General features: G+C 63.0%; 11 protein-coding genes. 10 read left to right on the top strand and 1 reads right to left on the bottom strand.

Going from position 1 to position 12,220, the window contains the following annotated elements; translation table 11 throughout:
- Positions 1–915 carry a LysR family transcriptional regulator gene (locus tag ABH944_RS28840; protein ID WP_404610671.1) on the top strand — a complete coding sequence of 305 codons (915 nt, stop codon included), beginning with the start codon at positions 1–3 and terminating at the stop codon, positions 913–915.
- Between the two features lies 1 nt (position 916).
- On the opposite strand, the gene ABH944_RS28835 is transcribed toward ABH944_RS28840, so the two are convergent.
- Positions 917–1,834 (bottom strand): LysR family transcriptional regulator, encoded by a 918-nt coding sequence (locus tag ABH944_RS28835; protein WP_062082574.1) that lies wholly within the window; start codon positions 1,832–1,834, stop codon positions 917–919.
- Between the two features lie 267 nt (positions 1,835–2,101).
- Between ABH944_RS28835 and ABH944_RS28830 the strand changes: the two genes are divergently transcribed.
- The 9 genes from ABH944_RS28830 (at position 2,102) to ABH944_RS28790 (ending at position 12,154) form a co-directional block, all read left to right on the top strand.
- The gene (locus ABH944_RS28830; RefSeq protein ID WP_404610796.1) at positions 2,102–3,049 is read left to right on the top strand and encodes a DUF1338 domain-containing protein; all 948 of its coding nucleotides are present in this window, start codon (positions 2,102–2,104) and stop codon (positions 3,047–3,049) included.
- Entirely contained in the window at positions 3,046–4,263 is a 1,218-nt protein-coding gene (locus tag ABH944_RS28825) for an aminotransferase-like domain-containing protein (RefSeq protein WP_404610670.1), read from the top strand. Before ABH944_RS28830 ends, ABH944_RS28825 begins: the two co-directional genes overlap by 4 nt.
- 292 nt (positions 4,264–4,555) lie before the next feature.
- A complete protein-coding gene (gene amaB / locus ABH944_RS28820) occupies positions 4,556–6,070 on the top strand; it encodes an L-piperidine-6-carboxylate dehydrogenase (protein ID WP_404610669.1) in 1,515 nt (504 codons plus the stop codon).
- Between the two features lie 297 nt (positions 6,071–6,367).
- The gene (locus tag ABH944_RS28815) at positions 6,368–7,444 is read left to right on the top strand and encodes an ABC transporter ATP-binding protein (RefSeq protein ID WP_404610668.1); all 1,077 of its coding nucleotides are present in this window, start codon (positions 6,368–6,370) and stop codon (positions 7,442–7,444) included.
- Positions 7,437–8,351: an ABC transporter permease gene (locus ABH944_RS28810; protein WP_404610667.1), complete on the top strand. Its 915-nt coding sequence runs from the start codon at positions 7,437–7,439 to the stop codon at positions 8,349–8,351. Before ABH944_RS28815 ends, ABH944_RS28810 begins: the two co-directional genes overlap by 8 nt.
- A gap of 19 nt (positions 8,352–8,370) precedes the next feature.
- The gene (locus ABH944_RS28805; protein ID WP_062082558.1) at positions 8,371–9,165 is read left to right on the top strand and encodes an ABC transporter permease; all 795 of its coding nucleotides are present in this window, start codon (positions 8,371–8,373) and stop codon (positions 9,163–9,165) included.
- Positions 9,166–9,196: 31 nt separating this feature from the next.
- The gene (locus ABH944_RS28800) at positions 9,197–9,550 is read left to right on the top strand and encodes a (2Fe-2S)-binding protein (RefSeq protein ID WP_404610795.1); all 354 of its coding nucleotides are present in this window, start codon (positions 9,197–9,199) and stop codon (positions 9,548–9,550) included.
- 23 nt (positions 9,551–9,573) lie between these two features.
- Positions 9,574–11,004: an FAD/NAD(P)-dependent oxidoreductase gene (locus tag ABH944_RS28795; protein ID WP_404610794.1), complete on the top strand. Its 1,431-nt coding sequence runs from the start codon at positions 9,574–9,576 to the stop codon at positions 11,002–11,004.
- Positions 10,997–12,154, top strand: coding sequence for an NAD(P)/FAD-dependent oxidoreductase (locus ABH944_RS28790; RefSeq protein WP_404610666.1), 1,158 nt, complete (start codon positions 10,997–10,999; stop codon positions 12,152–12,154). Before ABH944_RS28795 ends, ABH944_RS28790 begins: the two co-directional genes overlap by 8 nt.
- Positions 12,155–12,220: the final 66 nt, after the last annotated feature.

Below are 12,220 nucleotides of genomic sequence, written 5' to 3'. Positions count from 1 at the left end.
ATGGAACTGAATGATCTGGCCGCGTTTGTTTCGGTCGCTCGCGCCGGCGGTTTTCGCGACGCCGCCCGGATCAGCGGCGTCTCCGCGTCGAGTCTCAGCATTGCCGTGCGCCGCCTGGAGGCGAAGCTCGGCCTGCGCTTGCTTAACCGGACCACGCGCAGCGTGGCACCGACCGAACCGGGTTCGCGTCTCATCGAAAAGCTGACGCCGTTGTTCGGCGAGATGGAAGCTGCGTTGGATGTCCTGAATGGTTTCAGGGACACGCCAAGCGGCACGCTGAAACTCAACGTGCCGTCGAGCGCTGCGCGGATCGTGCTGCCCGGGGTCATCGCGCCGTTCCTGAAAGCGTACCCCGACATTCGCGTGGAAGTCGTGGTCGAGGATGGTTTCGTCGATGTGCTGTCGATCGGCTGCGACGCCGGCATTCGTTATGACGAAAGGCTCGAGCAGGACATGATCGCCATCCCGATCGGGCCGCGTGTGCAGCGTTTCGCGACTGCTGCGGCACCGGGCTATCTTGATACGCACGGCAGACCCGAGCACCCTCGCGAACTGCTTTCTCACGCATGTTTGCGTGGTCAGTTTTCCGGCGGCGCGAAGCCTACGTGGGATTTCGAGCGGGATGGGGAGGCGGTACGGCTGGACCCCACGGGGCCGCTGCTGGTCAGGCCCGGCGCGGCAATGGACCTTGCAATCAGCATGGCCGTGGAGGGTGTCGGCGTGATTCACCTGTTTGAGGGAATGCTGCGCCCGCACCTCGACAGCGGCGCGCTGGAGCCGATCCTGGAACCCTGGTGGCCGCGCTTTTCCGGCCCCTTTCTCTACTATCCGGGGCGCCGCCACCTGCCCGCACCGTTGCGCGTCTTCATCGATTTCGTGAAGGCGGCGAATTCATCCATTCCGCCGGCTCTTTGATCTACGCGTCGCCTTGCGTTCGCGGCACGATCGAACTCAGCCAATCCGAGAGCGCGACGAACGGTTCGTCGTGGGCGATTTCATCGGGTGCGACGAGGTAATAACCTGACGTGCCCGACATCGGTTTATCCAGCGGCACGACCAGCCGGCCAGACGACAATTCGTCCGCGAGCAAGATCTCCGGCAGCAACGCGACACCCAAACCTGCCTGAGCCGCGCTGGTGAGCATGGTGAACAACTCATAGCGCGCGCCGCGTACCGCGCGCACATCGTGCTCCAGCCCGTTCAGGCGAAACCAGGTGCGCCAGGCGTCGGGCCGTGTCGATAAATGCAGCAGCGGCAAGTCGGCGAGCTGCTCAAGCGACACAGAAGAACCGGACGCATTCCCGGCGAGCAGGGACGGACTGCAGACCGGCACGACCTTGCCCTCGCGAAACAGCAGCTTCCCCTGCGTGCCGGGCCAGACCGAATCGCCGAAATACAGCGCGGCGTCGAAGGGCGAATCGCTGAACAGGAAAGGCTCGGTGCGTATCGACAGATTCACGGTGATATCCGGCCGCAGCGCACGAAATTGCGGCAGGCGCGGGATCAGCCATTGGCTGGCGAGCGTTGGCACGACCGCTATTTCCAGAATCCGTCCCACGCCGCGCTGCGCCATCAATTCGAGGGTGTCGCGCTCGATCCGGTCGAGATTCTTGCGCACGAGCGCCGCGTAATGGCGGCCGTGCGTGGTCAGCACAATGCGCTTCTTGATGCGCAGGAACAAAGCGACGCCCAGGCGGCTTTCCAGTCCCGCGACCTGGCGGCACACCGCGCTTTGCGTGAGCGCCAGTTCATTGGCGGCGCGGGTGAAGCTCTCGTGACGCGCGGCGGCCTCGAAGATCTGCAGGGCAACCAGGTTGGGAATGCCTTTTCTCATGTTCGCCTTGTGCCAATTACGCTATAAAAACCCCGGGCCGGAAGCTGTTTTCAGCCGACTTGGTTCAGTTTCAGAATGAAGTGGTGAGTTTATATCAATTGTGCAGCTTTTCGACACACCCCAGAATCGCTTTCCATTGAAGCGCCGAACCGGGCCCTGGGCTCGCACCACGCTGGATCAGCCGGAAAACAACCAATGAACTCGAATCTAGCCGCACTGCTCGCCACAGCTCTTCCGGAATCAGATGTCACCGGGTTGTTGCAATTAATGAACTTGCCCTCCGTGCTCGCCGGCGTGACGCCCGGTACGGTCACCCGCGCCGAACTGGCGCAGGCGATGAACATGGCCTTGTTCTCCGGTCTGCTCGAGCGCGTGCCGACGGGCCGCGCTTATACCGATGACCTTCAACACACGCAAACCCGCGTTCAGTTCGACCACGGCGCGCTGCGCACCGTGCGCTGGACCGAATCCGGCGCGTTGCCGCCGGGCGAAGCCGCGTTCACGCGCATCCTGAAGCCGCTGGGTTTCGTGCTGAACGGCACGTATCCGCTCGATCGGATCAAGATGACGGGGCGCTCCTACATGCACCTCGATGCCCCCGATGAAATCGCGCAGTACTTCGTGAGCGAATTGCATCCCGAGCGCTTCAGCCCCGAGTTCCAGCAAGCGGTAACGAACGTGATCGGCCGGAGTGTCGATCCGCTCACGCCGCAAGCGGTTGCGTCGCTGGCGGAACTGGAGCGCGACCGCTCGTTGCCGCTGGCGGCCGCCCTCGACCTGTTGCCGGTGCTCGTGCGTTGTTTCGAGCGCCAACACCCCGTGCCGCGCCTGACGGACTATGAAACGCTGCGCGCCGAGTCGGCGGAAATGGCGTGGATCGCAACCGAAGGCAACGCGTTCAATCATGCGACCGACCGCGTGGACGATGTCTTCGCCGTCGCCGATGCCCAACGCGCGCTCGGCCGTCCGATCAAGGACAGCGTTGAAATCTCGAAGTCGGGCCGGGTGCGCCAGACGGCGTTTCGCGCCGACCCCGTGCGCCGCGAGTTCATTGGCGCCGATGGCGCGCGGATCGAACGCGACGTGCCGGGCTCGTTCTACGAGTTCATCAGCCGCGACGCGGTCATGGATGAAGCCACGGGCCGCGGCAAACTTGATCTGGGTTTCGATGCCGGCAACGCCACGGGCATCTTCAAGATGACGGCGGCCGCGTGAACTCCTCTGACCTCTACGATTTCACGGAACCGTTCAAGGCGCCGCAAGGCTCCGCGATCCGTGAGCTTTTCAAGTACCTCAGCCGGCCCGGCATGATTTCGTTTGCGGGCGGATATCCGTCGAAGGATCTGTTCGACCGGGCGGGGATTGGTCAGGCTTTGGAAGACGCCTATTCGTCCGATCCGGTCGCGTGCCTGCAATACGGCGACACGGCCGGTTCACCCGCGCTGCGCCGGCAGATCCTGCGTTTGATGAACGATCGCGGCGTGACGCGCGACGTGGACGACGTGATCGTGACAACGGGCTCGCAGCAGGGTCTCGACCTGCTGATCAAGATCCTGGTCGCGCCGGGTGACACGGTGCTGATCGAAGAGCCGGCTTATCCGGCCGCGATCCAGGCGCTGCGGCTCGCGGGCGCGGACCTGATCCCGGTGCGTACTGACGCACAGGGTATCGACGTGGATGCGCTCGCCGCCCAACTCGAAGCGCTCGATCCGTCCCGGCGGCCAAAGCTGCTCTACACGGTGCCGACCTTCGCGAACCCGACCGGCGCGACTTTGCCAGCGGCGCGTCGCGAAGCGCTTGCGCGGCTTGCGATGCGGTTTCGTTTCGTGCTGGTCGAAGACGACCCGTACGGCGAACTGCGTTTCTCGGGCGAGCCGGTGAAACCCATTACCGCATTCGCCGATGCCATTCCGGGTGCAAGCGACTGGCTCGTGTATTTCGGCAGTCTTTCGAAGATCGTGGCGCCGGGCTTGCGCATCGGCTGGGCGATTGCGCCGCCCGCCATCACACGCCGCATGCTCGTCGCCAAACAGACCAGCGATCTCTGCACCTCGCCGCTCGCGCAGGAAACGGCGCGCCATTATCTGGAGCGCGGGCGTCTCGCGGAACACATGCAGACGATTGCGCTGGCTTATCGCAAGCGTTGCGAGGCGTTGTCGAGCGCGTTGCGCCAGTTTGTTCCCGACGAGATTGACTATGTGATGCCCGAGGGCGGCATGTTCATCTGGGCGAGACTGACGGGTGGCCGGCAGTCTGCCGCGCTGCTCAAGCGCGCGATCGAACAGAACGTGATCTACGTTCCCGGACCGGCGTTCTATGTGCGCGATCCGGACGAATCGAGCATGCGGCTTTCATTTGCCGCCGCACCGGGCGAGGCCGAAGTGTTCGAAGGCGTGCGGCGGCTCAAGCTCGCGCTGGCGAACCGCTAGACCGGGCGCAGACGCGCGGGCAAGCCACCGTATTGGCTCGCCAGATGCGGTGAAACGCGTTCTAATCGCGTAACCTGAACGCTGATGATGGCTTGGGCTTGGACTAGTTGGTTCCTCCAGTGCACCAAGTCGTGCTGATTAATCAATTGCAGCGGTTTTTTAAAGCCCTGAAACTCTGTTCCGGCGAATGTAAGCATTCAAGCGCTGGAGCGGGTTCCAGAGCGGCACTGACGGACTGCGGCCACAAGCTGCGCCGCCGTGTCCGGCAGCCACCCGACATAGAGAGGAAGTAATGAAACTGAATGATATTCTTGGCGCACTCGGTGTAGACCTCGGTCAATGGAAGGGCGACGCCCTGACGGCGCGTTCGCCGCTTGACGGTGCAACGCTGGCCGGACTGGCCGTGGATTCTCCCGCCGATGCCGCCCGCAAGATCGATGCTGCCCACGCCGCTTTCCTCAAATGGCGCACCGTGCCCGCGCCGCAACGCGGCGAACTCGTGCGCGTTTTCGGTAATGTGCTGCGCGAACACAAAGCTGCGCTCGGCAGCCTCGTCACGCTGGAAGCCGGCAAGATCACGTCCGAAGGCCTGGGTGAAGTGCAGGAAATGATCGACATCTGCGACTTCGCCGTGGGCCTGTCGCGCCAGCTTTACGGCCTGACGATCGCGTCCGAGCGCCCGGGTCACCGCATGATGGAAACGTGGCATCCGCTGGGTGTGGTCGGCGTGATCTCCGCGTTCAACTTCCCGGTCGCGGTGTGGTCGTGGAATGCGGCGCTGGCGTTTGTCTGCGGTGACGCCGTGGTCTGGAAGCCGTCGGAAAAAACGCCGTTGACGGCTATCGCCTGTCACGCGCTGTTCGAAAAGGCTTTGCGTGAATTCGACAAAACCCATCCGGGCGTAGCGCCTGCGGGCCTGAGCCAGTTGTTGCTCGGCGCACGCGATGTCGGCCAGGTGCTGACCGAGTCGCCCAAGGTGCCGCTGGTCAGCGCGACCGGCAGCGTGCGCATGGGCATTGAAGTGGCGCAAGTGCTGGCGAAGCGCCTGGGCCGCAGCATCCTGGAACTCGGCGGCAACAATGCAGCGATCGTCGCGCCCAGTGCTGACCTCGATCTGGTCGTGCGCGGCGTGACCTTCTCGGCAGTCGGTACGGCGGGCCAGCGTTGCACGACGCTGCGTCGCCTGATCGTGCATACCAGCGTGGTCGATCAGTTGCTGCCGCGCCTGGAAAAAGCGTTCGGATCGGTGAAAGTGGGCAGCCCGCTTGAAGCCGATACGCTCGTCGGTCCGCTGGTCGACCGCGCCGCGTTCGACGCCATGCAGAAGGCATTAGGTGATGCCCGCGAGCAAGGCGGAAACGTGAAGGGCGGCGAGCGTGTAGACGTAGGCGGCCATGCCGATGCTTACTATGTGCGCCCCGCGTTCGTGCGCATGCCTGCACAAACGGCTGTGGTCGAACGCGAGACCTTCGCGCCGATCCTCTACGTGATGACCTACGATAACTTCGCCGACGCGCTGCAACTGCAAAACGGCGTGCCGCAGGGTTTGTCGTCGGCGATCTTCACGAACGACATTCGCGAAGCCGAGCAGTTCATGTCGGCGGCGGGCAGCGATTGCGGCATTGTGAACGTGAACATTGGCACGAGCGGCGCAGAAATTGGCGGTGCGTTCGGCGGTGAAAAAGAAACCGGCGGCGGCCGCGAATCGGGCTCCGATGCGTGGAAGGGTTATATGCGCCGCGCGACCAACACGATCAACTACAGCCGTGAATTGCCGCTTGCGCAAGGCGTGAAGTTCGACGTTTGACCTGAAGTTGCAGCAGCGTTAAAAGAAGAATCAAAACGAGACATGAACCTGGCGTCCCACCCCGACGCCGACTCCTTTCATCTGCTTGGGCGCATGCGAACCGCGGCGCGCTCAGGCGGACGTCAGGCCTCCGCGGTCATCCCCGGTTGTTGCGCTTGAACCTGTCTCGAACCTGTCCCATGACGCGCTTCGCATAAGAAGCGCGTTCCGCCTGTCCACGCGCTGTGTTTGCGTTTGCTTTTATGCACATGCCTCGCGACCGTTCAACTGTTTTTCTGCCTGACCCTGGAGGCCACCGTGTCGTTTCTCGTGCTGGACAAACTGACAAAAGCCTACGGCGACCTGAACGCCGTGAGCGACGTGAGCCTCTCGGTTGAAAAAGGCGAATTCGTTTCCCTGCTGGGGCCTTCGGGCTGCGGCAAGACCACGACGCTGCAAATGATCGCTGGTTTCATCGATGTCACCCGCGGACGGATTTCGCTCGACGGGAAGGACATCACGAACGTGCGGCCGAACAAGCGTGGCCTGGGCGTGGTGTTCCAGAGTTACGCGCTGTTTCCGCACATGACGGTGGCGCAAAACGTTGGCTTCGGCCTCGAAATGCGGGGCGTCGGCAAGGCTGAATGTGCGGAGCGGATTCGTGAGACATTGGCCCTCGTGCGGCTCGATGCGCTCGCGGCACGGTATCCGCGTGAACTGTCGGGAGGTCAGCGGCAACGGGTTGCCATTGCACGCGCGCTGGTGATCCAGCCGCCGGTGCTGCTGCTCGATGAGCCCATGTCCAACCTCGACGCCAAGCTGCGTGAAGAGATGCAGTTCGAATTGCGCGGGATTCAGCGCAAGGTCGGCACGACCACGGTCATGGTTACCCATGATCAATCGGAAGCGCTCTCCATCAGCGATCGCGTGGTCGTGATGGAAGCAGGGCGCGTGACGCAGGTGGACTCGCCGTATCGCGCGTATGAGCGGCCGGAGAACCGGTTTGTCTCGCAGTTCATCGGCAAGGCGAACATGCTGGCGGGCAAGGTGACCGAGGCGCGTCATAACGAAGTGCATGTGGATCTCGGGCATGACCTGACCGGCATTGCCTGCATTGATCCAGGCACGGTGTGGCGCGAAGGCGATACGGTGACCTTGTGCATCCGTCCGGAAAAACTGCACTTGTGCGAGGTGGGAGCGGGGCGCTTGACGGCGACTGTCACCAGCCGCTTTTTCCTCGGCAGCCAATGGCTTTATCGTGTGGATACCGCGATTGGCGAAGTGCTGGTCTGTAGCCAGAACGAAGGCACGGAGCCAGTGGCCGAGGGCGCGATGGTCGGCATCGACTGGCATCGTGACGCCGTGCGCGTGATTCAGGAAGCGAGCCATGGCTAGTACGATCGATTCCACCGGCCCTGAAGATGGCGGCGCGCTGAAGAAAGACCGCGCGCCCTGGCATGCGTTCGTGCCGCCATGGCTGATGAGTCTGCCTGCTTTCATCCTCTTCGCGGTCCTCGTGCTGACGCCGCTCGCAATGACCATTGTGCTGACGTTCTATCGCTTCGATCCGGCCAGCGGCCCGATCGCGGCGTTCCAGTTCGGCAACTATGCCGAAGTGCTGACGGACAGCTATTACCAGACCATTTTTGCGCGGACCTTCGGCATCGCGATCCTGACGACCTTGCTGTGCGTCGCGATTGGTGCGCCCGAGGCGTACGTGCTGTACCGCATGCGTGACCCGTGGCGCTCGATGTTCCTGCTGGTGATCCTTGCACCGTTGCTCGTTTCAGTCGTGGTGCGTGCGTTCGGCTGGAGCATGTTGCTCAACACCGGCGGTATCGTGAATCAGTTCTTCGGACTCTTTGGCCTCGGTCCGTACAAGCTGGAATACACCACCTTCGCGATCGTGATTGCGCTCGTGCACGTGATGCTGCCGTTCATGGTGATTCCCGTGTGGACCTCGCTGCAGAAGCTCGATCCGCAAGTGGAAAACGCTGCGCTCTCTCTGATGGCGTCGCCGTCAACCACGTTGCGGCGCATCGTGTTGCCGCAGATCGCGCCGGGCATTTTGTCGGGCAGCCTGATGGTGTTCGGTTTGTCGGCGAGCGCGTTTGCGATTCCCGGCCTGCTCGGCGGCCGTCGCCTGAAAGTGGCGGCCACCGCTGTCTACGACGAATTCCTCGGTTCGCTGAACTGGCCGTTGGGCGCGACCATCGCGATCCTGTTGCTGATCGCGAACCTCGTGATCATGATCACGTATTACCGGGTTCTGGAGCGTCGTTACTCCAGAAGCCTGGGTTAAGGTTAAGGAGACCGCTGCCATGCGAAAGAACGGCCTCGTTGCCCTGAGTTTTCACACGCTTGTGATCCTGTTCGTGCTGGCGCCGCTCGTGATCATCGTGCTGGTGGCGTTCACGCCGGACCAGACGTTGACGCTGCCCACGCATGGCTTCTCGCTGCGCTGGTTCCGCGCGATTCTCGACTATCCGGATTTCATCTCCGCGTTTTTCAACAGCATCAGGCTGGCGTTTGCGTCGGCTACCTTGTCGCTCGCGCTGGCCCTGCCGGCGGCGCTTGCCATCGGCCGTGAACGTTTTCCGGGGCGCGAATTCCTCAACGGTTTGTTCCTCTCGCCGCTGGTGATTCCAAGCCTCGTGCTCGGCATTGCATTCCTGCGCTTCTTTGCGATGATCGGGGCGACCGGCTCGTTCACATGGCTCGTCGCGGCGCACATGATCATCATCACGCCGTTCGTGATGCGGCTGGTGCTGGCCTCGGTCAGCGGCATGGATCGCAGCATTGAGCACGCGGCGCAATCGCTGGGTGCGGACCGATGGACAGCCTTTCGCCGTATCACGCTGCCCATGATCCTGCCCGGCATCACGGGCGGCTGGCTGCTTGCGTTCATCAATAGCTTCGATGAACTGACCATGTCGATCTTCGTGACATCGCCGCAGACCATTACCTTGCCGGTGCGGATGTACATGTACGCGACAGAATCGATCGACCCGATGATGGCTTCGGTGTCCGCGCTCGTGATCTTTATTACAGCCGGCGCGATGATCGTGCTGGACCGCGTGTATGGACTGAACCGGATCCTGATCGGTTCGCATTGATCGCCTGGTGCCCACGACTTCTTTCTACGCGATGACAAACCTTCCAAGTGCAGCATCTGCCACCCAGCCGCCCATAGCGGCCGATGCCGCGCCGCAATTCGTGCGTCTTACGGAGACGCATCGCAAGCAGGTGACGCTGACGGTGGACGGCGCGGCCATGACAGCGCTGACCGGCGATACGGTATTAAGCGCCATCCTGCTGCATGCTCGCCGGGTGCGCGACACCGAGTTCAGCGGTGAGCCACGTGCGGGTTTTTGTCTGATGGGCGCGTGCCAGGACTGCTGGGTACAACTGGAAGAGGGCACACGGATCAGGGCCTGCTCTACCTTCGTGAAGGACGGCATGCGAGTGCTGACCCGGTCTCTGGGAGTGACAGGAGCGTGAGCACGACAATCGATAAGGACAGCATGCGTCGGGTCGTGATCGTCGGGGCGGGACCCGCGGGTGTGCGCGCGGCTGAGACGCTGGTGGCGGCTGGAATCGTGCCTGTTGTGATCGATGAAGCGCCGCGTGCCGGTGGCCAGATCTATCGCCAGCCGCCGGCGGATGCGGGTTTCGCTCGCAGCAAACGCACGTTGTATGGCATGGAAGCAGGCAAGGCCGACGCGGTGCATTCCACCATGGCGGGACTGATCGCTAAGATTGACTACCGGCCCGACACATTGGTGTGGGGATGCGGTGCTGCACAACTCGATACCTTCCACGCCGGCCGTCAGCGCGCGGTGCCTTATTCGCACTTGCTGATTGCGACCGGCGCGACAGATCGCGTGCTGCCGTTTCCGGGCTGGACGCTGCCGGGTGCCTACACGCTTGGCGCTGCGCAAATCGCGTTGAAATCCCAAGGCTGCGCGATCGGACGCCGCGTGGTGTTCGCGGGAACGGGGCCGTTGCTTTACCTCGTGGCGTATCAATACGCGAAGGCGGGCGCACAGGTCGAGGCAGTGCTCGATACCAATCCGTTCTCGCGCCAGATCGCCGCGACGCCGCGTTTGTTGCGTCAGCCGTCCACCTTTGCGAAGGGCCTTTATTACGTCGGCTGGCTTGCGTCGCGCGGGGTTCGTATCGAACGTGGCGTGACGCTTGTGCGCGCCACGGGCGATAAAGCCGTGCAGGCCATGACCTATCGTGATGGCGACCAGGAATTGACCATTCCCTGCGACGCGGTTGGCTTCGGATACGGCCTGCGTTCCGAAACGCAGTTGGCTGACCTCGCAGGTTGCCGTTTTCGCTTCGATGCGCTCAATCGCGCCTGGCTGCCGGAGCGCGATTCGGCCGGCCGTAGTTCGGTGCCGGGCGTTTATCTCGCCGGCGATGGCGCGGGTATCGCGGGCGCGGATGCTGCGGAACTGGCTGGCCGTCGCGCGGCGCTGGCGATGCTGGAAGACCTTGGGCATCGAGTTGGCAACGCTGATGTTCAGGCTCAGGCTGCGAAGCTGGACCGGCAACTGGCGAACATCGCCCAATTTCGTATCGGGCTGGAGAAGGCGTTTGCGCCGCCCTCCGATTGCGCGTCGAACTGGCCGGACGACATGACGGTGTGCCGTTGTGAAGAGATCGATGCCGGTACGCTGCGCCGTTGTGTACGTAACGGCGAGGCTAGCGAGATCAACCGGCTGAAGGCGCTTACGCGCGTGGGCATGGGTCGTTGCCAGGGGCGCATGTGCGGCGCGGCGGCGGCGGAATTGCTGAGCGCGGAGACGGGCAAACCCATTGCGGAGGCCGGGCGTTTGCGTGGACAGGCGCCGATCAAACCCGTACCTTTATCGATAGCGATGATGGACGAAGTCTCGCCAGCGGATCATCTCGCGGCCATTCCGGAGCACGCACGCGATGACTGAGAAATTGCGGTTTGACGTGCTGGTGGTGGGCGGTGGGTTGGTGGGGTCATCGACGGCCCTGATGCTTGCAAAGCGTGGCCTGAAGGTCGGACTTTTCGAGCGCCGGTATTGCGGCGCGCAGGCGAGCGGCGTGAATTATGGCGGCGTGCGCCGCCAGGGCCGGCCGGTCGAACAACTGCCGTTGGCCGTGCGTGCGCGGTCGATCTGGGACCGGTTGCCGGAACTCGTGGGCACGGATGGCGAGTTCGTTGTGTCGGGGCATTTGCGGCTGGCGCGCAGCGTTGCGGATCTGGCGGCGCTGGAAGCATACGCGCAGCTTGCCAACCCGTACGGCCTCGACTTGCAAGTGATGAGCGGGCCGACTTTCAGGCGCCGTTACCCGTGGCTCGGCGAGGCTGCGGTGGGCGGCTCGCTGTGCCCCGGCGACGGTCATGCGAATCCGCGTGTGGTTTCTCCTGCCTTTGCGCGCGCGGCGCGTGCGGCCGGTGCCGATGTCCGCGAGCAGACTGCCGTGACGAACATCGTGCGGGAGGGGGAACGGTTTGTTGTGCAGGCCCGGCATGACTCGGGTGCGGCGATCGAGGTGCAGAGCGACTGGCTGGTCAATGCTGCCGGCGCGTGGGGCAACACGGTGGCCGGGTCCTTTGGCGAGGCCATTCCAATGGAACCGATCTACCCGAACATGTGGGTGACCGAGCCGCTGCCTTTTTTCATCGATCACAATCTTGGGGTTTATGGTGGCGGCATTTATGCGCGGCAGGTCACGCGCGGCAATGTAGTGATTGGCGGCGGTCGTGGGTTGGGGGATGGCGAGTATGCCCAGCCGCTCACCGAGACTACACGGACGGTGATGCGTGCGGCATGTGCACTGTTGCCCGCGTTGAAAGATGCGTTGCTGTTGCGGACCTGGACAGGTGTGGAAGGCAGTACGCCTGATGATAATCCGGTGATTGGCTTTAGCCGTACCACGCCGCGATTGCTTCACGCGTTTGGATTTTCTGGCGGCGGGTTCCTGCTTGCCCCGGGGGTTGGAGAAGTGCTTTCCGACCTGATAGTGGAGGGGGGATCGGGGACGCCGATTGAGGCGTTTTCTATTGGGCGGTTTGGTCGGGAGGGTGTTGGGGGCAGGGGGCAGGGGTCGAGGTGGTAGGTTCTGGGGTTAGTGGTCGGAGTCAATGCCGGGTTGCTGCTTTCGGCGTTAGTGGTCTGCGAGAGT

This window comes from Caballeronia udeis (assembly GCF_044909315.1).
Taxonomy (GTDB): Bacteria; Pseudomonadota; Gammaproteobacteria; order Burkholderiales; family Burkholderiaceae; genus Caballeronia; species Caballeronia udeis_A.
Note: the sequence above shows the minus strand (reverse complement) of the source record. Positions and strands in the feature narration are given on the sequence as shown.